Annotated in this window: 18 protein-coding genes and 1 riboswitch; of the genes, 13 read left to right on the top strand and 5 right to left on the bottom strand. The window is 64.8% G+C overall.

The window, feature by feature from the left end:
* Window positions 1–38: 38 nt before the first annotated feature.
* The 5 genes from ACOQFR_RS05820 to ACOQFR_RS05800 all read right to left on the bottom strand — a co-directional run bounded on the left by ACOQFR_RS05820 (window position 39) and on the right by ACOQFR_RS05800 (window position 5,996).
* Window positions 39–605: a TMEM165/GDT1 family protein gene (locus ACOQFR_RS05820; protein WP_421379528.1), complete on the bottom strand. Its 567-nt coding sequence runs from the start codon at window positions 603–605 to the stop codon at window positions 39–41.
* Between the two features lie 91 nt (window positions 606–696).
* Window positions 697–794, bottom strand: a riboswitch (yybP-ykoY riboswitch).
* Between the two features lie 438 nt (window positions 795–1,232).
* Window positions 1,233–2,474, bottom strand: a complete 1,242-nt coding sequence (locus ACOQFR_RS05815) for a PDZ domain-containing protein (protein WP_421379526.1) — start codon at window positions 2,472–2,474, stop codon at window positions 1,233–1,235.
* Between the two features lie 31 nt (window positions 2,475–2,505).
* On the bottom strand, window positions 2,506–3,063 hold the full coding sequence (locus tag ACOQFR_RS05810; RefSeq protein WP_421379524.1) for a hypothetical protein: 558 nt from the start codon (window positions 3,061–3,063) through the stop codon (window positions 2,506–2,508).
* Entirely contained in the window at window positions 3,056–3,625 is a 570-nt protein-coding gene (locus tag ACOQFR_RS05805; RefSeq protein WP_421379522.1) for an RNA polymerase sigma factor, read from the bottom strand. Before ACOQFR_RS05805 ends, ACOQFR_RS05810 begins: the two co-directional genes overlap by 8 nt.
* A 166-nt stretch (window positions 3,626–3,791) precedes the next feature.
* Window positions 3,792–5,996, bottom strand: coding sequence for a TonB-dependent receptor family protein (locus ACOQFR_RS05800; RefSeq protein WP_421379520.1), 2,205 nt, complete (start codon window positions 5,994–5,996; stop codon window positions 3,792–3,794).
* A 148-nt stretch (window positions 5,997–6,144) separates the two neighbouring features.
* Between ACOQFR_RS05800 and ACOQFR_RS05795 the strand changes: the two genes are divergently transcribed.
* The 13 genes from ACOQFR_RS05795 to ACOQFR_RS05735 all read left to right on the top strand — a co-directional run bounded on the left by ACOQFR_RS05795 (window position 6,145) and on the right by ACOQFR_RS05735 (window position 23,928).
* The gene (locus ACOQFR_RS05795) at window positions 6,145–7,125 is read left to right on the top strand and encodes an SPFH domain-containing protein (RefSeq protein ID WP_421379518.1); all 981 of its coding nucleotides are present in this window, start codon (window positions 6,145–6,147) and stop codon (window positions 7,123–7,125) included.
* Between the two features lie 3 nt (window positions 7,126–7,128).
* Window positions 7,129–7,560 (top strand): NfeD family protein, encoded by a 432-nt coding sequence (locus ACOQFR_RS05790; RefSeq protein ID WP_421379516.1) that lies wholly within the window; start codon window positions 7,129–7,131, stop codon window positions 7,558–7,560.
* Window positions 7,561–7,644: 84 nt separating this feature from the next.
* A complete protein-coding gene (locus ACOQFR_RS05785; RefSeq protein WP_421379514.1) occupies window positions 7,645–8,637 on the top strand; it encodes an extracellular solute-binding protein in 993 nt (330 codons plus the stop codon).
* Window positions 8,638–8,641: 4 nt separating this feature from the next.
* Window positions 8,642–10,225, top strand: a complete 1,584-nt coding sequence (locus tag ACOQFR_RS05780; RefSeq protein WP_421379512.1) for an ABC transporter permease — start codon at window positions 8,642–8,644, stop codon at window positions 10,223–10,225.
* 106 nt (window positions 10,226–10,331) lie between these two features.
* Window positions 10,332–11,426, top strand: coding sequence for a glycine cleavage system aminomethyltransferase GcvT (gcvT, locus tag ACOQFR_RS05775; RefSeq protein WP_421379510.1), 1,095 nt, complete (start codon window positions 10,332–10,334; stop codon window positions 11,424–11,426).
* A gap of 79 nt (window positions 11,427–11,505) precedes the next feature.
* Window positions 11,506–11,901, top strand: a complete 396-nt coding sequence (gene gcvH, locus ACOQFR_RS05770; RefSeq protein ID WP_421379508.1) for a glycine cleavage system protein GcvH — start codon at window positions 11,506–11,508, stop codon at window positions 11,899–11,901.
* 578 nt (window positions 11,902–12,479) lie between these two features.
* A complete protein-coding gene (locus tag ACOQFR_RS05765) occupies window positions 12,480–13,118 on the top strand; it encodes a hypothetical protein (protein WP_421379506.1) in 639 nt (212 codons plus the stop codon).
* Between the two features lie 104 nt (window positions 13,119–13,222).
* Window positions 13,223–14,020, top strand: a complete 798-nt coding sequence (locus ACOQFR_RS05760) for an NrdJb (RefSeq protein WP_421379504.1) — start codon at window positions 13,223–13,225, stop codon at window positions 14,018–14,020.
* Window positions 14,021–14,255: 235 nt separating this feature from the next.
* Window positions 14,256–16,676: an N-6 DNA methylase gene (locus ACOQFR_RS05755; protein WP_421379502.1), complete on the top strand. Its 2,421-nt coding sequence runs from the start codon at window positions 14,256–14,258 to the stop codon at window positions 16,674–16,676.
* Window positions 16,664–17,968: a restriction endonuclease subunit S gene (locus tag ACOQFR_RS05750; RefSeq protein WP_421379500.1), complete on the top strand. Its 1,305-nt coding sequence runs from the start codon at window positions 16,664–16,666 to the stop codon at window positions 17,966–17,968. Before ACOQFR_RS05755 ends, ACOQFR_RS05750 begins: the two co-directional genes overlap by 13 nt.
* 2 nt (window positions 17,969–17,970) lie before the next feature.
* Window positions 17,971–19,842 carry a DUF4209 domain-containing protein gene (locus ACOQFR_RS05745; RefSeq protein ID WP_421379498.1) on the top strand — a complete coding sequence of 624 codons (1,872 nt, stop codon included), beginning with the start codon at window positions 17,971–17,973 and terminating at the stop codon, window positions 19,840–19,842.
* A 35-nt stretch (window positions 19,843–19,877) separates the two neighbouring features.
* Entirely contained in the window at window positions 19,878–20,804 is a 927-nt protein-coding gene (locus ACOQFR_RS05740; RefSeq protein WP_421379496.1) for an endonuclease NucS domain-containing protein, read from the top strand.
* 1 nt (window position 20,805) lies between these two features.
* On the top strand, window positions 20,806–23,928 hold the full coding sequence (locus ACOQFR_RS05735; protein ID WP_421379494.1) for a type I restriction endonuclease subunit R: 3,123 nt from the start codon (window positions 20,806–20,808) through the stop codon (window positions 23,926–23,928).
* Window position 23,929 lies beyond the last annotated feature (1 nt).

The raw sequence follows: 23,929 nt of genomic DNA, 5'->3' as shown, positions 1-23,929 counted from the left end.
TACATACCTGGTATGTTTTCAGGGTGGGTGAGACGGGGTCAGGCGGGGAGGCCGCGGAGGGCGACCCAGAGGCCAAGGGCGGCGAAGACGGCGGCGGCGGTCCAGCGGGCGGCCTTGAGCGGCAGCCTGGCGGCGAACTTCGAGCCCAGCAGGACCACGGGCACGTTGGCCACGGCCATGCCCAGGGTGGTGCCGGCGATCACCTGCCACAGCGGCGAGTACTGCGCGGCCAGCACCACGGTGGCGACCTGGGTCTTGTCGCCGATCTCGACCACGAAGAAGGCCAGCACGGTGGCGATGAACGGCCCGAAGCGCGCGGGTTTGGCCTCGTCGTCCTCCAGCTTGTCGGGCACCAGCGCCCAGGCCGCGACCGCCAGGAAGGACAGCACCACGCCCCAGCGCAGCACCTCCGGATGCAGCCAGGCGGTGAGCAGGGCGCCCAGCCACGCAGCCAGGCCATGGTTGGCGACGGTGGCCACCAGGATGCCGGCGATGATCGGCCAGGGTTTGCGGTAGCGGGCGGCCAGCAGCAGGGCCAGCAACTGCGTCTTGTCGCCGATCTCGGCAACGGCGACGGCGAGGGTGGAAACGAGCAATGCGTCCAAGGAACACTCCGGGGCCGGGACGCAGGGCGGACGAAGGCCAGCATTCGCGGCCCGGCCCGGGTGCGCGACATGCCGGCCTTCGGTCTTGCCCGCAAGCGCTGGGCTTGCCCGCGCACCATGGCGATGGTCGCCAAGTGTGTTGATGCGCGGTCCCGCGGGGCGGGTGGGCTACTCCCCGAAGCCAGGGAAAGCGGGGGGATTATAGCGTGGGGTGACCGTCAGGGGGCCGCGGCAAGGCCCGCGCAGAAGCCGCCATTGGGCAAGCCTTCAGGGGTGATGGGCACCGCCCAGTAATTCATGGGTGGCGAGAATCGACGGCCATCGAAGTGGTCGCGGACGCTGCTGCGATCACCGCACCGCTGGCTTTTGCGGACGGGTCGGCTGAGGCGGGCCCTTCGTCCGGCGCCGACGCCTTTCGCCACACCACCAGGCCCAGCAGGATCGCGCCTGCCACGATCATGGCCCAGGCGCGCAGGGGAGGGGACTTCACCGTAGAGACGTCCGCTGCGGGGGGGAAGCGGAAGTAGACCTGCTGCGCGTGATTCCATCAAGACCGCATGCCGAGCGCTCACGCGCGCAGGCCGGCACGACGTGAGCGCCCGGGCATCGGGCCCGGGCGCGGGGACTTCAGTCCGTCGTGGTGTCGCGCGTCCTGATCACGACGTGCTGCACGCCCTGTTCGTCCACCCAGCGCTGCTGGCTCACCACTTCGACGTCGCCCTCGGCGAAGGCCAGCGTGCTGCCCGCCGGCGGCGCGGGCGGGGCAGGCGGCGCAGGTGGTGCACCGGTGGGCGGTGCCGGTGGCGCCGGCGGTGCACCCGTGGGAGGCGATGGCGGCGCAGGCGGCGCCTTGGGTGCGCGTGCCGGCGGTGCAGGCGGAGCGGGCGGTGCAGGCGGGGCCGGCGGCGCGAACCAGCGAAGGGTCGGCGCCTCGGGCACCACCACCACCACGGTGCGGGCCTTGCGGTCGCGCAGCACGTCCACGCTGACCTTGTCGCCGGCGTCCTGTTCGCGCAGTTCGGCCATGGCCTCGCGCGGGGTGCGCACGGGTTGGCCATCGATCTTCTGGATCACGTCGCCCGGCTCCAGCGTGGCGAGGGTGTCGCCGCCGCTGAGCACCAGCACGCCGCGGTCGGTGCCGAAGTAGCGGCCCAGCTTCGCGTCCACCGAAGCCAGGTTCAGGCCATTCCAGCGGAAGGCCTGCGACAGCGTGGGGATTTCGCAGTCGTCATTGCCGGGCGTGCAGCCCCCCTTGCCGAGGCGCGCGATTTCCAGCTCCACGCGCGGGTCCAGCAGCGGCAGCGCGTTGGCGCCCTCGCGGCGGAAAGTGAAGGCCATCGGCGCTTCCTTGCCGCTGTAGACGGTGAAGCTGCGGATCGTGTCCACGGTGACGCTGGCATTGGCGGACTTGCCTTCGCGGGCGTAGCCCAGACGCAGGACCTGGCCCGCCTTGAGATCCTGCAGCAGTTTGCGCGCGCTCACGATGGCCGCTTCGCCTTCGCCGCTGATGGCCTGGCCATCCACGCTGCGCAGTACGTCGCCGGTGCGCAGCCCCGCCTTGGCTGCGGGGCTTTCCGGGGTGACGGCGGCGATGCGGACACCGGGTCCGTCCTGACTCACGGCCATCACCACGCCGATGCCAGGACGTTCGACCTGGATGCGCTCGGCATGCAGCCGCGTGCCGCCGGCCTCCTGCAGCCCCAGCTCACGGCTCAACTCAGCCACGCGCTGGGCATTGCGCGCCAGCTCCGCGCGCGCCTTCGCCAGCTCCGCCTGGCGGGCGGCGTCGGCTTCGGGCGTGTCCGCCGCCAGGCCGGGCAGCGGCAGCAGGGCGACGGCGATCATCAGGGCAACAAGACGCAGTTTCATCGGTGGGTCCTCGTGCGGAAGGTGGGCGGGCTCAGAACGTGGCGACCAGGGCGCCATCCAGGTTCTGGCCCTGGGAAACCAGGGATTGGGTGGTGGCCTGCAGGCCGGCGTAATCGCGCAGCAGCGACACGCGGCGCTGCCACAGCTGTTCGCGCGAAGGGCGGTCGAGCGTGGGGTCGGCCAGTCGGCTGTCGAGCAGCTGCAGGCCGTCCTCGAACTCCAGGCTCAGCATCGTCGCGTTGGCCGAGCCCAGGTCGGGATTGGACACGCGCGTGATGAAGCCTTCGAGCTGGGCCGATTCGGCCATCAGGGCTTCCAGCCCCGGGGTCTGCACAGGCGTGTCGGCGACGACGGGCGTGGCCGGCGCGGGAGGCGGCGTGATCAGGCGCGGCATCACTGCAGCAACCGCCAGCACCGCGGCCGCGGCCAGCAGCAGCGGCCAGCGCGCGCGATGGCGAGGCTGCCGCGCGGCGATGCGCTGTTCCAGCAGCGGCCAGGCGCTGCGCTCGGGCGCTTCCTGCGGCAGGCCGGCGAAGGCTTGGGCGACCGTCAGCTCCGGCGCGCGCTCGGGGAGGCGGGCATCAGGCATGGGTGATCTCCTTCTCTATGTTCAGCAGCTCGCGCAGCTTTCGGGTGCCGCGCGCGAGCTGGGATTTGGAAAAGCTGGTGCTGCGGCCCATCAGCCCCGCGATTTCGTCGTGGGTATAGCCCTCGGCGTGGTACAGCCAGAGCACGCTGCGGGTGGCGTCGTTCATGCGGCCCAGGGCGCGGGTGAGCAGGGCGGCGTCGGCGGCGGCCGGCGGCAGCATCACGTCGTGGCCTTCGAGCTCGGCGTCCACCGCTTCCTCGGTCAGCGGCAGCCGGCCGCGGCGGCGCAGGCGCATCAGCGCCTCGTTCACCGCGATCTGCCGCAGCCAGCCCCAGAACGGCGACTCGGCGCGGAATTCGCCGATTCGGTCGAACAGCTTGAGCATCGTGTCCTGCAGCACGTCCTGCGCTTCCTCGCGCTCGCCGGTCAGGCGCAGGGCCAGGGTGAACACGGGCCGCTCGAACTTGCGGTAGATCTGCTCGAACGCACTGGCCTCGCCGCGGCGGGCGCGGGCGAGCAGGGTGTCGGGCACATCGATGGCGAAGGACGAGAGGCTGCTCACATCGGACTAGGATGCGGCGGACGGGAAAAGGGTCGCAGCGGCATGCGCATGCGGCCAGACTGGCCCCGCCACGGGGGCCTCGCAAGTGCAGGCGGTAGCGGCCGCACGGTGGGGTACGGCCGCGGCCAGGCCATCGGGCCCGGGGCCACGGCTTCCCAGGCAAGCCTCAGAAGGAGAGACGCACCCCGAGGAATCCGCTGCGCGGCTGGCCCGGACGCGCCCCGGCCGGGCGGCGCGCCACGACGTAGGTTTCGTCGGTCAGGTTTTCCACGCGGGCGTACAGCTCGACCTGCTCGGTCAGACGGTAGGCCGCGCTCAGGTCCCAGACCAGGGCCGAATCGGTGCGCTCCGCGGCCGGCACGTCGCCGCGGCCGGCCACGGTGCGCATGTCGTCGAGGTAGTTGGCGGCCAGGTTCAGGCGCCAGCGTTCGCCGACCACGCCGGCTTCGGCATGCAGCAGGTGCTCGGGCAGGTAGGGCAGGCGGTCGCCGCTTTCGATGGTGCCCCACTCTTCGAAGCTGGAGCTGAAGCTGTTGCGGAATTCGGCCCGGGTGTAGGTGTAGGCCAGCGACACCGGCCACGACAGCGCGCCGCCTTTGCCGAAGTCATGCGACAGGCTGGCCTCCAGGCCGCTCACGCGCGCCTCGCCACCGTCGAACTGGTCGCCGATGTTGCAGTTGCCGCCGCTGGAGCCGGTGCAGGTGCCGACCAGGTTGGAGTAGTCGTTGACGAAGGCCACCAGTTCCATTGCCAGTGCGTCGCGGCCGTACCGCAGCCCGAACTCGCCGTTGACGCTCTTCTCCGAGGTGGAGCCCGAGGCCGGGCCCGGCGGATTGAAGCCGCGGTGCACGCTGCCGAACAGGGTCACGCGGTCGTTGAGCAGGTAGGTGGCGCCGAAGCCGGGGATCACCGCGCTGACGTCGGTTTCGTTGACCGACAGCACCCCGTCGCGGCGGCCGGTGGCGGTGGAGTAGTTGGTGCGGCTCAGGTCGATGCGCTCGTAGCGCACGCCGGGCGTCAGTATCCAGTTGCCGAAGCTGACGGTGTCCTGCACGTAGACCGCCAGTGCCTCGGCGTCGCCGACGCGGTTTTCCTGGGTGCCGGGGGCGCCGTCGCGGGTCAGCACCAGGCGGCCGTCGACCATGCGGTAGCGGTCGTCGTCCTGATAGCGGTCTTCCTGGTCGCGGTGCAGGCGCAGGCCGAACTCCAGCGCATGGCTCACGCGGTCGCCCGAGAGGTCCATCGACAGCTCGGTCTGCAGGCCCTGGGCGTAATAGCGGCGGTTGTTGTTGCGCAGGCGCAGCGCGTCGGCCGGGCTGTCCTGGCCGGTGAGCCAGCCGTACTGCGCGGCGTACAGTGTTGGGTTGGCCAAAATGCTGCTGATGCCGATGTAGCTGCCGTTGCCGGGGTTGAGCACGTCGTTGAGCTTGTACCAGTTGCGTGCGAATTCGGTGCGGTAGGCCACCGTGGTCAGGTCCACGCGACCGGACAGTTCGATCAGGTGGCGCAGCTCCCACAGGTGCTGCTCGGTCTGGATGTTGTCCAGGCGCGAGGCGGCGTAGCGGCGGTTCGGGTCGCGGTCGAAGTCGGCGTCGGTCAGGCCCAGGTAGGTTTCCTGGCTGTCCTGGGTGTTGCGGCCGAACTTGAGGTCCACCTGCTGGTAGCGGGCGGCGTCGGGCGCGCTCACCCAGCGCAACTTGCCGACGAAGTCGTTGAGGCCGAAGCCGGCGTCGCCGCCGCCATCGATGGTCTTGAAGCCGTCGCTCTGCTGGCGCACGCCTTCCACCAGCACGCCGAAGCGCTCGCCCATCACGCCGGCCCAGCCGTGCGCGAGCAGGGTGGCATCGCTGCCCACCGACAGGTCCACTTCGGCCGAGGCCTCGCTCGGGATCGGGGTGGACAGCAGGTTGAGCGCGCCGCCGGTGGTGCGCGGGCCGGCCTGCACCGAAGCCGAGCCCTTGCGGACTTCGACCGCGTGGATGCGGCTCATGGTCGGGAAGTAATAGGCGGCCGGGGCGGCGTAGGGCGCGGGGGCGATCAGCACGCCGTCCTCCATCACCGTGATGCGGCTGTTGCGGTCGGTGCCCGAGCCGCGGATGCCGATGTTCGGGCGCAGGCCGTAGCCTTCCTCTTCCACCAGGTAGACGCCGGGCACCTGGCGCAGCACGCGGTGGATGTCGCGGTAGTCGAACTTCTCCAGCGTGTCCTGGTCGAGGTAGTGCGCCGAGCCGGAAGCCTTCTTCACGTCCTGGGCCTGGCCGAAGACGTTGACGCTGTCGAGCCGGACCATGGTCTGGCCAGGGTCTTCAGAGGCCTGGGCGGCGATCGGGGTCAGGGCAAGGGCAATGGCGCAGCGGAGCAGTCGGGACATTTTCATGGGGATTCGGGCCGCCGGGATCGGGCCTGGGCGGGCGAATGGTATTGCAGGCGAGAATGATTCGCAATAACGATAAACCGCGCAGGCACCAAATACCCGCCGGGCGATAGACTGTGGGCATCACCCTGGGGGAGCGGCAGACATGGACATCCTGGCAATCATCATCGTCATCGCCGGCATCATCGTGCTGATCAAGACGGTGCGCATGGTGCCGCAGGGCTACGAATGGACGGTGGAGCGCTTCGGCCGCTACACCCACACCATGAGCCCGGGCCTGCACTTCCTGATCCCGATCATGCAGAACGTGGGCCGCAAGGTGAACATGATGGAGCAGGTGCTGGACGTGCCTTCGCAGGACGTCATCACCCGCGACAACGCCGTGGTGAAGGTGGACGGCGTGATCTTCTTCCAGGTGCTCGACGCCGCGAAGGCCGCCTACGAGGTGAGCAACCTCGAGCAGGCCACCATCGCCCTGGTGATGACCAACATCCGCACCTCGATCGGCTCGCTGGACCTGGACGAGTCGCTGAGCAAGCGCGACGAGATCAACGCCAAGCTGCTGAGCGTGGTGGACGTGGCCACGCACCCCTGGGGCATCAAGGTCAACCGTATCGAGCTCAAGGACATCCAGCCGCCGCGCGACCTGGTGGATTCGATGGCCCGGCAGATGAAGGCCGAGCGCGAGAAGCGCGCCAACATCCTGGAAGCCGAGGGCCAGCGCGCCGCCGAGATCCTGCGCGCCGAGGGCGACAAGCAGTCGGCCATCCTGGAGGCCGAAGGCAAGCGCGAAGCCGCCTTCCGTGACGCCGAGGCGCGCGAGCGCCTGGCCGAGGCCGAGGCTAACGCGACGCGCATGGTGTCGGACGCGATTTCCAACGGCAACGTGCAGGCCATCAACTACTTCGTGGCCCAGAAGTACATTGAGGCGTTCAAGGCCCTGGCCGAGGCGCCGAACCAGAAGTTCGTGATGATGCCGATGGAGTCGAGCGGCATCATCGGCTCGCTGGCGGGCATTGCCGAGCTGGCCAAGGAAAGCCTGGGCATGCAGGGCCGTCCGGCCGCAACCCCGGCCGCCAAGCCGCAGCCGCAGCCGCAGCCGCAGCCGCCGCGCCTCGGGGGCTGATCCATGCGCACCGAGCTGATCGTCTGGGCCTGCCTGTCGCTGGTGCTGATCGCGCTGGAGGCGATGGCGCCGGGCGTGTTCATGCTGTGGCTGGGCTTCGCGGCCGCGGCGGTGTTCGCGATCCTGCTGTTCATGCCGCTGCCGGTGATCGGGCAGGCGCTGGCCTTCATCGGCCTGTCCTTCGTCTCCATCTTCCTTTACATGAAGTTCTTCCGAGGCGAGGAGAAGGAGAGCGACCAGCCGCTGCTCAACCGTCGCGGCGAGCAGCTGGTGGGGCAGGTGTACGTGCTGGACCAGGCCATCGTCGACGGACGCGGCCGGCTCAAGATCGGCGACGCTTTCTGGGCCGCCGAAGGTCCGGACCTGCCGCAGGGCACGCGGGTGCGGGTGGTGGCGGCGCGCAGCATGTCGCTGCAGGTGCAGCGGGCCGACTGAGGCTGCGGGAGGGGAAGGGCACGCTCCCTTCCCTTTACTGATGAGAATCATTAGCATTTGGGCATTCCGCTGACGGAGAGCCCCATGACGCGTACCGCCCTGTTCCTGCTGCTGGCCGCCCTGGCCGCCCCCGCCGTGCAGGCCGCCGAGCTGGTGGTCTATACCGAGCGCAAGGAACCGCTGGTCAAACCCATCTTCGACCGCTACACGCAGGAAACCGGCAACACCGTGCGCCTGCTGTCCGACGGCGCGCCGGTGCTGATCGAGCGCCTCGCGGCCGAAGGCGCCAATACGCGCGCCGACATTTTCATGGCCGTGGACGCCGGCAACCTGTGGCAGGCGGCCGAGCGCGGCCTGCTGGCGCCGACGAAATCGCCGGCGCTGGAAGCAGCCATCCCCGCCAACCTGCGCGATCCGCAGGGCCGCTGGTTCGCGCTGTCGCAGCGCGCGCGCACCATCGTCTATTCCACGGATCGGGTGAAGCCGGCCGAGCTGTCCACCTACGAGGCCCTGGCCGACGCGAAGTGGAAGGGCCGCCTGTGCCTGCGTTCGTCCAAGAAGGTCTACAACCAGTCGCTGGTGGCCACCATGATCGAGCGCCTCGGCGCCGAGCGCACCGAAGCGATCGTGCGCGGCTGGGTCGCCAACCTGGCCACCGCGCCCTTCGCCGACGACACCCTGCTGGCCAATGCCATCGCCGCCGGCCAGTGCGATGTCGGCGTGATCAACACCTATTACTTGGGCCGCCTGCAGCACGACACCGCCGGTTACCCGGTGCAGGTGTTCTGGGCCGACCAGCAGGGCGCGGGTGCGCACGTGAACGTGTCGGGCGCCGGCATCGTCGCTGCCTCGCGGCACAAGGAAGAGGCGCGCAAGTTCCTGGAGTGGCTGGCCTCGGACGCGGTGCAGGCCGACTTCGCGGGCGTGAACTTCGAATACCCGGCCAAGCCCGACGTGAAGCTGGACCCGGTGGTCGCGGCCTGGGGCCGGTTCAAGGCCGACCGCGTCAACGTCTCGGTGGCGGGCCATCGCCAGGCCGAGGCCGTGCGCCTGATGGATCGCGCCGGCTGGCGCTGAGCCCATGACCCCCGGCGTCGCGCGCCGCACCTGGCCGCGGGTGCTGGCCTGGGCTTTGGCGCTGCCGATGCTGCTGCCGGCGCTGTGGCTGGCGTCGGCGCTGGGCGTGCCGCAGCCCGAGGTGTGGCCGCACCTGGTGGATCAGGTGCTGCCGCTGGCGCTGCGCAACACGCTGTCCCTGCTGATGCTGCTGTCGGTGTTCGCGCTGGTGCCGGGCGTGGGTTTCGCCTGGGCCAGTGCCCGCTACGAATGGCCGGGCCGCCGCTTCTTCGACTGGGCGCTGGTGCTGCCGATGGCGTTGCCCGGCTACGTGGTGGCCTTCGTCTACGTGGGCCTGGCCGATTACGGCGGTCCGCTGCAGACCATGTGGCGTGCGCTCGGCGGCGCGCCCGCGTCCTTCCCCGAACTGCGCAGCGTGCCCGGCGCCGCGGCGGTGCTGGCGCTGGTGCTGTATCCGTATGTCTACCTGATCGTGCGCGCGGCCTTCCTGCGCCAGGGCAGTGCGGCAATGGATGCGGCGCGCTCGCTGGGCCACGGTCCGCTGGCGGCCTTCTTCCGCGCCGCGCTGCCGATGGCGCGGCCGGCGTGGGTGGCAGGCCTGACGCTGGTCCTGCTGGAAGCACTGGCCGACTTTGGCGCGGTCAGCATCCTGGGCGTGGATACGCTGACCACCGCCATCTACAAGACCTGGTTCGGGCTGTACTCGCTGACGGCGGCGGCGCAGCTGGCCTTCGGCATGGTCGGCCTGGTCGCGCTGGTGCTGGTGCTGGAACGCGTGGCGCGCGGCCGCGCCCGCCACGCGGGTCCGCAGCTGATGGCGCCGCCGCGGCGGCCGCTGCGCGGCTGGCGCGGCTGGTCGCTGACGCTTGCGGCGGCGGCCACGGTCGGCCTGGGATTCGTGGTGCCGCTGCTGCAGCTGGGCGCGTGGTCGTGGTCGATGCGCGGGTCGCTGCCCGAGGTGGGCGAGGCGGCCTGGAACACCGCGTGCCTGGCCGCGATGGCGGCCGCGCTGGTGCTGGCGGTGGCGATGGCCTTCGCCTGGCTGGGCCGGCGCAGCGGCGGTGATCGCGCGGTGCATGCCGCCGGCTTCACCGCCGGCCTGGGCTATGCGGTGCCCGGCACGGTGCTCGCCGTGGGCGCGATGTGGATGCTGGTGGCCGCCGAACGCGCCGTGCCCTGGCTGTCCGGCCTGGCGCTGAGCTCGAGCCTGGTGGCGGTGCTGATGGCGCTGTCGGTGCGCTTCTTCCGCGTCGGCCACGAGGCGACCGAGTCGGCTTTCCAGGCGCTGCGGCCGTCCCTGCTCGAATCCGCGCGCCTGCTCGGCGTGCCACCGCTGCAGCGCCTGCGCCGCGTGGTGCTGCCGCTGCTGCGCCCGGGCCTGGTCGCGGCGGTGCTGCTGGTGCTGGTGGAAACGGTAAAGGAATTGCCGGCCACCCTGATGCTGCGTCCCTTCGGCTGGGACACGCTGGCGGTGAAGATCTACAGCCACACCACCGAAGGCCTGTGGGCGCAGGCCGCGTGGCCGGCGCTGTGGCTGTGCGCGGTGGGCCTGCTGCCCGTGTGGTGGCTGGTGCGCCAACAGCGGTAGGCCGTCCGCGTTCGTGCTTCGGTCGCTTTGGACCGGAGCGCGCACGTCCGTGTCGGCGGTGGGCGGCTCTGCGATAATGCCGGCTTCCGGTCAGCCAGGGTCCTCCATGAGCAGCAAGACGGTCTTGAACGAAACCCATCGCGCGCTGGGCGCCAAGATGGTCGACTTCGGCGGTTGGGACATGCCGATCAACTACGGGTCGCAGATCGAGGAGCACCACCAGGTGCGCCGCGACGCCGGCATGTTCGACGTCTCGCACATGACCATCCTGGACCTGCGCGGCGAGCGCGTGCGGCCCTTCCTGCGCCAGCTGGTGGCCAACTCGGTGGACAAGCTCAAGGTGCCGGGCAAGGCGCTGTACGCCTGCATGCTGGACGAGAAGGGCGGCGTGATCGACGACCTGATCATCTATTTCCTGGCCGAGGACTTCTTCCGCCTGGTGGTCAACGCCGCCACCCGCGACAAGGACCTGGCCTGGATCCGCGCGCAGGCCGCGCCCTTCGGCATCGACATCCGCGAGCGCCGCGACCTGGCCATCATTGCCGTGCAGGGTCCGAACGCGCGCGCCCGGGTGATCGGGCTGCTGGGTGCCGACGCGGCGCAGGCGGCCGGCAAGCTGGCCAAGTTCGTCGCCTGCGAGGCCGACGGGCTGTTCGTCGCGCGCACCGGTTACACCGGCGAGGACGGCTTCGAGATCATGGTGCCCGAGGCGCAGGCGGTGGATTTCTGGAACCGCCTGCTGGCCGCCGGGGTCAAGCCGGCCGGCCTGGGCGCACGCGACACGCTGCGGCTGGAAGCCGGCATGGCGCTGTACGGCCAGGACATGGACGAGCAGGCCACGCCCTACGAAGCCGGCCTGGCGTGGACCGTGGCGCTGGACGAAGGCCGCGACTTCACCGGCCGCGCCGTGCTCGAAGCGCAGAAGGCCGCGGGCGCCGCCCGCCAGATGATCGGCCTGGTGCTGGACGAGAAGGGCGTGCTGCGCCACGGCCAGGCGGTGTTCACCGCCGCCGGGGAAGGCGAGATCCTTTCCGGCACGTTCTCGCCGACCCTGGGCAAGGCGATCGCGCTGGCGCGCGTGCCGGCCGGTGCCACCGGCGACACCGCCGAGGTGGACATCCGCGGCAAGCGCCTGCCGGTGCGGGTGGTGAAGTATCCCTTCGTCCGGGACGGCGCCGCCCAGCCCGGCGTGCTCGGATGACGGCGGCGGATGCCACGACGCCTGCACCCCGCTAGACTACCCACACCCCCCAGCCGCACACCGACCACCGAGGCCTGTCATGAGTGAGATTCCCGGCGACCTGAAGTTCCTCAAGTCCCACGAGTGGGCCCGCGTCGAAGACAGCGGCCGCATCACCGTCGGCATTTCCGACCACGCCCAGGGCCTGCTCGGCGACCTGGTGTACGTGGAGCTTCCCAACGTCGGCGACACCCTGGAGCAGGGCGGCGCGGCCGCCGTGGTCGAGTCGGTCAAGGCCGCGTCCGACGTGTACTCCCCGATCGCCGGCAAGGTGGTCGAGGTCAATTCGGCGCTGTCGGACAAGCCCGAGACGATCAACGAGGACGCCTACGGCGAAGGCTGGATCTTCGTCCTGGAAGCCAGCGAGCCGGACCAGCTCAACGAGCTGCTCTCGCCCGACGACTACGCCCAGCTGCTGGAAGACGAAGGCCACTGAGCCCGGCGTCCGACCGCTGCGCAGCACCCACCGGCCGCCTCGAGCGGCCGGTTTTTTTTGCGGGTGGCGGTGGTGGCGACGGTGGAAGTTCGCGCAGTTCGGGGTTTTGCGACGCGCAAAACCGGCTTTCGCGCGGCGCCGGCGGAGGACGTTTCCGGCGGCCGGAAGTGGTCGCCGACGCCTTCGCAAAACGCGTCGGCGCGTCGACGAAAACGCCGACGCCGACAAGTGCGGTTCGCGCGCAGCGCTTTTTTCCAGCGCTTTTTTATCGCGATGATTTTTCCCGCGTGCCGACGCCAAGAGTTCGTACGCACCGCCCGCGCGATTTCCGAGTCGCCGGTCGGCCGCCACCCCTTGAACTTTTTTTTGCAAAGTTGTTGACATCAAGAATTCCCCTGATTAGCTTTCGCCCAGCAGATGTCAACTGCGGAAGCGAGTGATCAGGAACGATTCGACAACGCGGGCCACAACACCGAACTCCACCCCGACCCAGTCGACGGTGGATCAGGGCAACCATCCCTCCGCGAAACGTAAACCTGGCTTCCGCGACACCACCCCATTCCACGCCCGGACCGGTCATGGTCCGGGCGTTTTCATTTCCGGCGCACCGCGCCGGACCCCATCCGTCCGCTGCGCCTTGCGCGCGGTGGCGGTGCGTCGCGGGAATCGTCCCGTGGCGGTGCCTTTGTGACTGGGCAGTCCAAAAGCCAACTGACGAGGAGTTGACCATGGCTACGAAGAAAGCTGCGAAGAAACCGGCCAAGAAGGCCGCCAAGAAGACCGTGAAGAAGGCCGCTGCGAAGCGTCCGGCCGCCAAGAAGGCTGCCAAGAAGACCGCCAAGAAGGCTGCCAAGAAGGTCGCGCGCAAGCCGGCCAAGAAGGCCGCTAAGAAGGCTGTGAAGAAGACCGCGAAGAAGGCGACCAAGAAGGCCGCCAAGAAGGCCACCCGCAAGGTTGCGGCCAAGAAGGCGGCGGTGAAGAAGTCGGCCAAGAAGGCCACCCGCAAGGTCGCCGCCAAGAAGGCGGCAGTGAAGAAGACGGCCAAGAAGGCCACCCGCAAGGTCGCGGCCAGGAAGGCCGCCGCCAAGAAGACCGTTCGCAAGGCGACCCGCAAGGTCGCGGCGAAGAAGGCTCCGGCCCGCAAGGCCGCGAAGAAGGTCGCCAGGAAGTCGGCGCCCCGCAAGAAGACCGCCCGAAAGGTTGCCAGGAAGCGCTAAAGCCTGAGGCTGTCCCGATGTAACACCCCGACCCCCCGCCGCCCGGCGGCGGGGGGCTCCGGGCAAGCTCCCACCGAATCCCGATAAGCGCAAAGAATAAAGAAATGGCCATCAAGATCAGCAAGAAGATCAAGTCCTACAGCGTGCAGAAGCCCGAAGACAAGGCCAAGGAAGCCGCCGCGCCCGTCGCCGCGCCCGCGCCTGTGGTCGTCGAGTTCGCCGGCGCCGACATCATCCAGATGCACGAGAAGGTCGAGCGCCCCGAGGTGCTGATCGGCTCCACCTACAAGATCAAGTCGCCGCTGGTCGAGCACGCCATGTACGTGACCATCAACGACATCGTGCTCAACCCCGGCACCGAGCACGAGCTGCGCCGCCCGTTCGAAGTGTTCATCAATTCCAAGAACATGGACCACTTCCAGTGGATCGTGGCCCTGACGCGCATCATGAGCGCGGTGTTCCGCAAGGGCGGCGACGTCACCTTCCTGGTGGACGAGATGAAGGCCGTGTTCGACCCGCGCGGCGGCTACTTCAAGGCCGGCGGCGTCTACATGCCGTCGATCGTCGCGGAAATCGGCTCCGTGGTCGAAGAGCACCTGAAGTCCATCGGCATGATCATCGACCCGGAACTCAGCGACGCCCAGCGCCAGCTGATCGCCGAGAAGCGCGCGGCCTACGAGAACCGCGCAAAAAAAAAGTCTGAGTCCAGCAGTCTGAGCGGCGACGTCGCCGGAGCCGGCACCGACAGCGCGAACCGCGCTGACGAGGCGGTGCAGGTTACCGGCGACGGCGCCTCTTTCCCGCCCAGCGCGACCATGTGCTTCAAGTGCAACACCAAGGCCACCGTGATCATGGATGGCTGCGCGACGTGCCTGAATTGCGGCTACAGCAAGTGCGGCTGAGCGCCCGAGGCCCGCGGTCACGCAGCTGTGGGGAGACGTAATTCCTGCAAGGACAGATCGAAATTCGTGCAAGTTGAGCACGTAATTCCCGCAAGCCGGGCCTGATCTCACCGCCGCGACACCGCGAGGGGCCCCATTAGGGCCCCTTCTCTATTGCGCGAGGCTGGAGCGAAAGCCTCTAGGGAGAAACCTCAGGCTAGGCTATCCTCTTGTTTTTGCGGGTGCTTTTCCCCTGATGGCCATTAAGAAATCTGAGCTTTACTCTTCTCTCTGGGCCAGCTGCGACGAGCTGCGCGGCAGCATGGACGCCAGCCAGTACAAGGACTACGTCCTTGTGCTGCTGTTCATCAAGTACATCAGCGACAAGTATGCCGGCCAGCCGTATGCGCCGATAACCATTCCTAGGGGTGCCAGCTTCAAGGATATGGTGGCGCTGAAGGGCAAGCCCACGATCGGCGATGACATCAACAAGAGGATCATCTTTCCGCTGGCCAAGGCCAACAAGCTCTCTGACCTACCGGACTTCAACGACGCCGGTAAGCTTGGAAGCGGTAAGGAAATGGTCGAGCGTCTGACCAATCTGATTGCGATCTTCGAGAACAAGGCACTGGACTTCTCGAAGAACCGCGTTGACGGCGACGATATCCTCGGCGACGCCTACGAATACCTCATGCGCCACTTCGCCACCGAAAGTGGCAAGAGCAAGGGCCAGTTCTACACGCCAGCCGAGGTCAGCCGGATCATGGCGCAGCTGCTCGGCATCAAGAGCGTCAAGACAAACGCTGCGACCACCGTGTACGACCCGACCTGTGGCTCGGGCTCGCTTCTGCTCAAGGTCGGCGATGAAGCTGGCACCCCAGTCACGCTGTATGGCCAGGAAAAGGACGCGGCCACCTGCGGCCTAGCCCGCATGAACATGATTCTGCACAACAACCCAACCGCCTTGATTGTGCAGGGAAGCACCCTGGCCGATCCCAAGTTCAAGGATCGCGAGGCCCTCAAGATTTTCGATTACGTCGTCGCCAATCCGCCTTTCAGCGACAAGCGATGGAGCACCGGTTTCGACGCGTTGCATGACCCCTATGGCCGCTTCGAGGCCTTCGGCGTGCCTCCGGCCAAGCAGGGCGACTATGCCTACCTGCTACACATCGTCCGTTCGCTCAAGAGCACGGGCAAGGGCGCTTGCATCCTGCCTCACGGCGTTTTGTTTCGCGGCAACGCCGAGGCCGAGATCCGCAAGGCACTCGTCCGCAAGGGCTACATCAAGGGCATCATCGGGCTGCCGGCCAATCTGTTCTACGGCACCGGTATCCCCGCTTGCATCGTCGTGCTTGACAAGCAGGACGCCGCCGCGCGCAAGGGCATCTTCATGATCGATGCCAGCGTCGGATTCATCAAGGAAGGCCCCAAGAACCGCCTGCGCGAGCAGGACATTCACAAGATCGTCGACGTCTTTACCCGCCAAGACGGCAGCGACCCGCGTTACGGCCGCATGGTCGGCTTTCACGAGATTGAGAAGAACAACTGGAACCTCAACCTGCCGCGCTACATCGATGGCCAACAGGCTGAGGACCGCCAAGATATAGAGGGCCACCTCAAGGGCGGCATCCCAGTGGCGGACATCGATGCCCTGCAGCCGTACTGGGAGGTCTGCCCTAAGCTGCGAATCGCAATGTTCAAGCCAAACCGCAAGGGCTATGTGAATCTCGCGGTAGACAAGGCGGCGATCAAGTTCACCATCTATGGGCACGCGCAGTTCACTGCCTTCGTGGACGGCATGAACGCTCATTTTAAGCAATGGCGCGATGCTGAAGCCAAGCGACTCAAGGCGCTCAAGCCCGGCTTCCATCCCAAGGAACTGATCCACGCATTGGCCGAGCGCCTGCTCGATCACTATCGCGATAGGCCCCTGATGGATGCCTACGCCGTTTACCAGCACCTGCGCGACTACTGGGCAACGACAATGCAGGACGACGCCTACCTGATCGCCGGCGAAGGCTGGAAGGCGCAGCCATACCGGATAGTCGAGACTAAGAAAGGCAAGAACGGCAAACCCGACAAGCAGGTGGACAAGGGTTGGACCTGCGATCTTGTGCCGAAGGCATTGATGGTGGCGCGCTACTTTTCAGAACAGCAGGGCGCGATCGCCGCGCTGGCGGCGGAGCTGAAAACAAATGCCGCGCGCATGGCAGAGCTGGAAGAAGAGCACGGCGGCGATGAAGGTCTGTACGCGGAGGTAGACAAGGTCAACAAGGCCAACGTCGCCGCCCGACTGAGGGAGATCAAGGGCGACAAGGACGCGAAGGACGAGGCGAACGCCTTGAACGCATGGTTGAATTTCTCCAACAGGGAGGCCGAACTCAAAAAGCGCCTTAAAGAGGCGGAGGCCGCACTCGACGCGGCGGTGTTGGCGCGGTATCCCAAGCTTGGCGAAGCCGAGATCAAGAAGCTGGTGGTGGAAGACAAATGGCTGGCTGCACTGGACGTCGATATCCACGGCGAGATGGAGCGCATCAGTCAGCGGCTCACCGAGAGGGTGCGTGAGCTGGCCGAGCGCTATGAGACTCCATTGCCCAGGGTTGCGAATCTCGCCGCCGAGCTGGAGACCAAGGTGCATCGGCATCTGGAGAAGATGGGGTTCGCATGGGCGCTCTGAAGGGATACAAGCCGTCGGACGTCGGACTTATCCCTGATGACTGGGAAGTTAAGCCTGTCGGTCAGATGGGAGCTGTAAGGGCCGGAAAAGCCTTGGCCGCTAGTGCCCCCGGCACGCAGCGACCCTATCTCCGCACAAAAAATGTCTTTGATGGGCGGATTGACCTAGATGACGTTTTGTTTATGCCGATGTCTGAGGCGGAGTTTTCACGCAACAGTCTGAGATACGGCGACGTCTTGTTGAACGAAGGCCAAAGCATTGATTTGGTTGGCAGGTGTGCGATGTACCGGAATGAATACCCTGAGCCATGCGCAATGCAGAATCAGCTAGTGAGGTTCCGGGCTGCTGAAGGCACATCTGCGGGTTACGCAGAGCAGGTCTTTCGACATTGCCAGAAGACGGGGGTCTTTAGCAGGATCGCATTGCAGACCACCTCCGTGGCTCATCTAGGCGTTAGCAGATTCGAAAAGCTCCAGCTGGCGTGGCCGCGAAGCGTCTTGGAACAAGAAGCAATCGCCGAGGCGCTGTCCGATGCGGATTCACTGATCGAATCCCTGGGGCAGTTGCTCGTCAAGAAGCGACAGATCAAGCAAGGTGCTATGCAGGGGCTGCTCAGCGGCCGCCGACGGCTGCCGGGATTCAGCGAAGTATGGCAAGAGAAAGCACTAGGAGAATTGTTCTCCGTCAGTGGTGGTCTATCGGCCTCGCGCGAACAGCTGTCTACGACAGGCCACTGTTACCTGCACTATGGGGATATCCACACAACGGCAAGAACGTGGATCGATCTCGAAGCTGAGCACCTCGATATCCCAAGACTTGACGTTCCCCTTGGCAAAGTCTCTTCGACTGCCTTGCTCGACGACGGCGACGTGGTTTTTGTCGATGCCTCGGAGGATGAGGATGGAGCCAGCAGGCACGTTGTTGTGGTGAACCCAAGCGCAAAGCCATTCATTTCCGGGCTCCACACAATTGTCGCCAAGGCAAGCGGAGAAGTGCTGGACAAGGTGTACCGTCGCTATTGCTTCCAGGCTCAAGAGGTAAGGCAGCAGTTCCGGTTCTATGCGGTAGGCACAAAGGTGTCGGGTGTAAGTAAGTCGAACATCGTGAAGATCGTCCTTTCCGTGCCACCGTTACCGGAGCAATCGGCTATCGCAGACATCCTTTCCGACATGGACGCCGACCTCGCCGCCGTCGAGACCAAGCTCACTAAAGTCAAGCAGATAAAGCAGGGCATGACGCAGCAGCTGCTGACGGGACGAATCCGGCTGCCCGTCGATGTAACAGGGGTCTAGAAATGAACGTCGAGCGCTATCCGGAAGCCTTGGCAGTAAAAAGGGAGGATTTCTCCGACTGCGGATGGCGCGAAGTACTGGGAGGCAGCTCAAGAGAGGGCTATAGCACCATGTGGCAGACTCTATCGTCTGCCGCAAGGCAGGCCATGGAACAAGGTCGGGATACCCATGGCAAGGTGTTATGGCTGCTGGCCGATGCCTGCTCAATGATGCTATCGCCTCGCAGCATCAACGAGCCCTTCAAGCCCATTATGGTCATGGACGGAAGACGGTCGTCAGTTCCGGACGACCTGAAAAGCGAGGATGTCGCCTTCTTCGCGGAGATCGTCGATGAGATCGACGATGTACGTCTGAAGGCGAGGCTGGCGGATCTAGTGTGGGTTACGGGCAGGCCCCGCGAAGTTCGGTTCGCACTTCTGGCAATCGATGCCTATCGCTCGATTCCGTTGGATACAGAAACCTGGGTTCGTGATGGCCGAGAGTGCTGGGAGCGCGCAATTGGCCTGGCTCGAATGGTGCGACTAGCGGCTGGAGACCGGCTGCAGGCGATTGAGGCGGCGATCCTTGCGTCACTCCTTTCCGCGACCGGTGAAGATGGCTATCTGGCGCTCTGGCTCGCGGAGCTTCTCAAGTCAAATCGACTTGGGGGTGATCGCTGCAAAGAAGTGGCGGCGAGCTTGGAAACGTTGGCTCGCCATTTTGAAGGTGTGGGAGATCTGCATCGTGCTGTCGACTATTGGCGGATGGCAAGCGAGTGGTTCCAACTCGCAGGAAGTATCGAGAAGGCGGCGGACGCGACTGTGTCGCAGGCCGAGTGCCTGGCAAAGCAGGCAAACGCTAGGGTTTCCTCCGGAAGCCCCAGCCACATGGCTGCGGCATCCTTCTACGAGGACGCCATCCAGGTCTATCGAACGATCCCCAGGGCGGAGCGACCCCGCCATCGTGTAGATGGGCGCATCGATGAACTGCGAACCCTACTCACCCAATCTGGGGAGAGGTCGCTGGACGAGATGGGAACCATCCGGTCACCAGAGATTGACATCACAAAGCTGGTGGAGCACGCACGCGATTGTGTAAGGGGAAAGAGCGCAAACGATGCGCTGATGGCCTTGGTCAACTTGCACCCTGGGGTTGATGTAAAGCAGGCTCGCAAAGATGCGCTGGAATCCTTGCGCAGGCATCCGCTTCAAGCATTTCTAGGGGCGACTACGCTCAGTCGGGACGGTCGCGTGATCGCAAAGCGGCCCGGACTAAGCCTGTCAGGTGATCCGACCCCTGAAGACGAAATCGTTATCCGTAGCCAGATGATTCATGACTACGAGATTCTTCTTGGCCTCGCTGTGCAGGGTGAAATACTTCCTGCCTTGGAAGTCGTCTTGATGGAGCACCGCCTACGCGAAGCCGATTTCATAGCGCTGGCTGCAGCTTCTCCGATTGTTCCCAGGGGTCGGGAGCGGCTGTTCGGGATGGGCTTGTTTGCCGGTTACGAGCGTAGTTGGGCATCCGCGATCCACCTGCTTGTGCCCCAGATCGAGAACATGGTTCGGATGGCACTGAAGCAGGCCGGCGTGAAGACCACGACGCTGGACAGCAACGGGATCGAGAATGAAAGCGGAATGAGCACACTTATGGATTCGCCCGAGGCGGCCAAGGTCTTTGGCGACGACCTGGAATTCGAGTTCAGAGCGCTTTTCTGCGACGCCAACGGTCCAAACCTCCGCAATACAATTGCACACGGCCTGCTGGACGATGACCTAGATCGATCCATCTACGTGGTTTACGCCTGGTGGTTGGCCTTGAAGCTCGTGTTCAATTCCTTCCTTGTGGCAACGCGAAGGAACAGGCCTGAGTCTGCCGATGGCGAGCAGAAGTAAAGGCCATCGGCCAAGAAGAGGGAGACTCAATTGCCATGAAGAAGTACTACCGCCTGATGCTTGGCCGGAAAGGCACCCACACGGCCGAGTGCGTTGCCGGCAGCTTCGTCGGGGTCGATTTTGGCCTAGAGCAGGATCTGACTGGCCAGTTGCCCGACGAATGGCGTGCCTTCAATGCTCGCTTCGTTCCGGTATTGCAGGCAGGTAACCCCGAGCTCACCCGTATTGGCGCAGGCCTCGCCTGCGGGGCCATCTGGACCGTGTGCAAAGGCTTGCTGCCTGGCGACTGTGTGCTCAGTCCGGACGGCAGCGGCCATTACGCCGTGGGCATCATCGAGGGGGATTATCGCTATGCGCCGGGCCAGATTTTGCCGCACCGCCGCGGGGTGCGCTGGTTGCAGGCCAGGGTCGCGCGGGCGGATATGAGCGAAGCGCTCCGCAATTCGACGGGCTCTATCGGAACAGTCTCGTTGATCAGCAAATACGCGGCAGAGCTGGAAGCCTTAATCGGTGGCACCGCACCACCCGCCCTGGTGGCCACAGATCCGGATGTGGAGGACCCCGCCACCTTCGCTCTGGAAAGTCATCTTCAGGAATTCTTGGTCCAGAACTGGCCGCAAACGGAGCTGGGCCGCGTGTACGACATTTACCAGGAGAACGGTGAACTGGTAGGCAACCACCTGCGAACCGACACCGGTGAGTTGGACATTCTGGCAGTCAGCAAGGACAAGAAGACACTTTTGGTGGTGGAGTTGAAGAAGGGGCGGGCAAGTGACCAGGTCGTCGGCCAGACGCTGCGGTATATGGGATTCGTCCAAGACGAGCTTGCGGAGGCAGATCAGACCGTGCGTGGCGTCATTATCGCTTTGGAAGACGACCAGCGCATCCGGCGTGCCCTCCGGATGGCGCCCGCGATCGACTTCTTTCGCTACGAAATTAGCTTCAAGCTAATGAAGGCCTGAGATGAACGATGTCGGCAAGCCGGAGCGTGTAACTCAGGACCGCATCGTCGAGCTGTTCCGCGATCAGCTGTCTTGGCGCTACCTGGGTGATTGGTCGGACAGGTCCGGCAACAGCAACATCGAGGAAGGCCTGCTCAGCGACTGGTTGGGCAAGTGCGGAAAGGACTCCGCGCAGATCGCCAATGCCCTGCATCGACTGCGAACCGAAGCCAACAACCACGGACGCAGCCTGTACGGCAACAACCAAGCGGCCTATGGCCTGCTACGTTACGGTGTTCCAGTAAAGACCGAGGCCGGGAAGGCGACAGAGACGGTACACCTAGTCGACTGGATGCACCCCGAGCGAAACGACTTCGCTATTGCTGAAGAAGTCACCCTGCAGGGCGGACACGAGCGCCGTCCGGACTTGGTGCTGTACGTCAATGGCATCGCCATCGGTGTGATCGAGCTAAAGAACAGCCGGGTCAGCATCGGTGATGGCATCCGCCAGAGCCTGTCCAATCAGAAGCCAGAGTTCAATGAGTGGTTCTTCAGTACGGTGCAGTTCGTCTTCGCTGGTAATGACTCTGAAGGCCTGCGATACGGCACCGTCGGCACTTCGGAGAAGATGTTCCTTCAGTGGAAGGAGGATGAGCAAGACAACTCCGGGTTCAAGCTCGACAAGTACCTCCGCAAGCTCTGTCGCAAGGATCGTCTGATAGAGCTGATGTACGACTTCATACTATTCGACGGTGGCATCAAGAAGCTGCCGCGCGTGCACCAGTACTCGGGACTTAAAGCCGCGCAGACGCATGTGCGCCAAAAGAAGGGGGGAGTCATCTGGCACACCCAGGGCAGCGGAAAGAGCATCGTGATGGTTCTGCTGGCCAAGTGGATACTGGAGAACAACCCCAATGGCCGTGTCGTCGTCATCACCGATCGTGACGAGCTGGATAAGCAGATTAAGGGCGTGTTCGATTCGGTCGGCGAAGATATGCACCGTAGCAGCAGCGGCCGGGACCTTATGGCCCAGCTGGCCCGGGCCAAGCCTCGGCTGCTCTGCTCGCTTGTTCACAAATTTGGCCTTGAGTCTCGCGGCCGCAACGAGAGGGCTTTTGACGGGTTTATCCAAGAGTTGGAGGCGCAGCCAAGCCCGGCCATGGGTGAGATATTCGTGTTCGTCGATGAGTGCCACCGCACCCAAAGCGGCCGACTGCACAGGGTGATGAAGGCGTTACTCCCCAATGCGGTGTTCATCGGATTTACTGGCACACCGTTGCTCAAGAAGGACGCTCAGACCAGCTTGGAAGTCTTCGGAAGCTACATCCACACCTACAAGTTCAGCGAGGCGGTCGAGGACGAAGTGGTGCTGGACTTGGTTTATGAGGCCCGCGACATCGACCAACGGCTGACCTCGCAGTCCAGTGTGGACGAATGGTTCGAGTTGGTTTCCAAGGACCTTAACGACTGGCAAAAGGCCGAGCTGCGTCAGAAATGGGGAACCATGCAGCAGGTGCTCAGCTCCGAGCCTAGAATGCGCAAGGTCATCCAGGACATCACGCTGGACTTCAAGAAGCGACCGAGGCTGAGTAGTGGGCGCGGGAACGCAATCCTCGTCGCCTCCAGTATTTTCGAAGCCTGCCGTTACTACAACCTTTTCCAGACTACGCCCTTCAAGGGGAAGTGCGGATTGGTGACGTCCTATGACCCCCAAGCAAAGGACGTGACGCTTGAGGAAACCGGCGCTAATACCGAGACCGACAAACAGGTCATCTACAACACCTATGCGGTCCTGCTGAAGGACGTGATGGTCAAACCGGGGATGAGCAGGACAGAGACCTATGAGGAGCAGGCCAAATCCTTGTTCATCAAGGAGCCGGCGAACATGAAACTGCTTATCGTGGTCGACAAGCTGCTTACCGGATTTGACGCGCCACCCTGCAGCTACCTCTACATCGACAAGTCGATGCAGGATCATGGTTTGTTTCAGGCAATCTGTCGTACCAACCGGCTTGACGGTGAGGACAAGGATTTCGGCTACATCGTCGACTACAAGGACTTGTTCAAGAAGGTCGAGAACGTCATCGCGGTCTACAGCTCGGAGCTGGACCACAGCGCCGGAGGCGCTGGCCCGGAGATAGTATTGAAGGACCGGCTGACTAAGGGCAGGGAGCGCTTGGATCAGGCATTGGAGCAGCTGCATTTGCTATGCGAGCCGGTTTTGGCGCCCATGGGTGAGCTGGAGCACATCCATTACTTCTGCGGAAACACAGAGATCGGCACCGACTTGAAAGAGCGAGAACCTCGCCGCGCCGCGCTGTACAAGGCTTCCGTGGCGTTGGTGCGCGTTTACGCCAACGTCTTGGATGATCTCGCTGCGGCGGGCTACGGGCCGCAGGAGATCGAGCGTATTCACTCGCGAGTGAAGCACTACACAAGCGTGCGCGAGATCGTTCGCAAGGCCAGCGGTGAAAACCTCGACCTAAAGGTCTATGAAGCCGACATGCGCCATCTGCTCGACACCTATGTTCATGCGGATGAGCCGCGCAAGATATCGCCGTTCGACGGCATCGGCCTCCTCGATTTGATCGTCAATACCGGCATTGCCGATGCGATCAACAGCGAGCTAGGCGGGATGAAAGGCAACAAAGAGGCCATAGCCGAGACAATTGAGAACAACGTCCGCGCGCGAATCCTGAAGGAGCAGATTAGCGACCCGGCCTACTATGATCGGATGTCCACGCTGCTGGATGAGATTATCCGGCTTCGGAAAGAGAATGCGCTCGCCTACGAGGAGTACCTTAAGCGCATCGCGTCGCTTGCGAGGCAGGTTCAGGCTGGTCAGTCCGATGATGCGCCCCCTGCATTGGACACGCCCGGTAGACGAGCTCTCTACAACAACATGACGTTGCCAAAGGCTGAACCGGACGGAGTCCATCAGGCCGAGGAACATCTTGTCTACGTCGACCCAAAGCTGCGATTGACGGTTCTGATCGACCAGGCTATCAAGCGCGACCGACCAGACGGCTGGCGTGGCGTGCAGGCTCGTGAGCAGGTGATAAAGCGGGTGCTTTATGACTTTTTAAAGGACGAGACCGAGGTGGAGCGATTTTTCCTGATTATCAAGCAGCAGGCAGAGTACTGAT

Source organism: Arenimonas sp. MALMAid1274, from assembly GCF_049195245.1.
In the GTDB taxonomy this organism is placed as follows: Bacteria; Pseudomonadota; Gammaproteobacteria; order Xanthomonadales; family Xanthomonadaceae; genus Arenimonas.
The sequence above is the reverse complement of the archived record's forward strand: the minus strand, read 5'-3'. Positions and strand labels throughout refer to the sequence as shown.

Bases quoted from the DNA above. Each gene is read 5' to 3' on its own strand.
- ACOQFR_RS05815 (WP_421379526.1), bottom strand. From the start codon at position 2,474: ATGAAACTGCGTCTTGTTGCCCTGATGATCGCCGTCGCCCTGCTGCCG.
- ACOQFR_RS05810 (WP_421379524.1), bottom strand. From the start codon at position 3,063: ATGCCTGATGCCCGCCTCCCCGAGCGCGCGCCGGAGCTGACGGTCGCC.
- ACOQFR_RS05800 (WP_421379520.1), bottom strand. From the start codon at position 5,996: ATGTCCCGACTGCTCCGCTGCGCCATTGCCCTTGCCCTGACCCCGATC.
- ACOQFR_RS05795 (WP_421379518.1), top strand. From the start codon at position 6,145: ATGGACATCCTGGCAATCATCATCGTCATCGCCGGCATCATCGTGCTG.
- ACOQFR_RS05790 (WP_421379516.1), top strand. From the start codon at position 7,129: ATGCGCACCGAGCTGATCGTCTGGGCCTGCCTGTCGCTGGTGCTGATC.
- ACOQFR_RS05785 (WP_421379514.1), top strand. From the start codon at position 7,645: ATGACGCGTACCGCCCTGTTCCTGCTGCTGGCCGCCCTGGCCGCCCCC.
- ACOQFR_RS05780 (WP_421379512.1), top strand. From the start codon at position 8,642: ATGACCCCCGGCGTCGCGCGCCGCACCTGGCCGCGGGTGCTGGCCTGG.
- gcvT (WP_421379510.1), top strand. From the start codon at position 10,332: ATGAGCAGCAAGACGGTCTTGAACGAAACCCATCGCGCGCTGGGCGCC.
- gcvH (WP_421379508.1), top strand. From the start codon at position 11,506: ATGAGTGAGATTCCCGGCGACCTGAAGTTCCTCAAGTCCCACGAGTGG.
- ACOQFR_RS05765 (WP_421379506.1), top strand. From the start codon at position 12,480: ATGGTCCGGGCGTTTTCATTTCCGGCGCACCGCGCCGGACCCCATCCG.
- ACOQFR_RS05760 (WP_421379504.1), top strand. From the start codon at position 13,223: ATGGCCATCAAGATCAGCAAGAAGATCAAGTCCTACAGCGTGCAGAAG.
- ACOQFR_RS05755 (WP_421379502.1), top strand. From the start codon at position 14,256: ATGGCCATTAAGAAATCTGAGCTTTACTCTTCTCTCTGGGCCAGCTGC.
- ACOQFR_RS05750 (WP_421379500.1), top strand. From the start codon at position 16,664: ATGGGCGCTCTGAAGGGATACAAGCCGTCGGACGTCGGACTTATCCCT.
- ACOQFR_RS05745 (WP_421379498.1), top strand. From the start codon at position 17,971: ATGAACGTCGAGCGCTATCCGGAAGCCTTGGCAGTAAAAAGGGAGGAT.
- ACOQFR_RS05740 (WP_421379496.1), top strand. From the start codon at position 19,878: ATGAAGAAGTACTACCGCCTGATGCTTGGCCGGAAAGGCACCCACACG.
- ACOQFR_RS05735 (WP_421379494.1), top strand. From the start codon at position 20,806: ATGAACGATGTCGGCAAGCCGGAGCGTGTAACTCAGGACCGCATCGTC.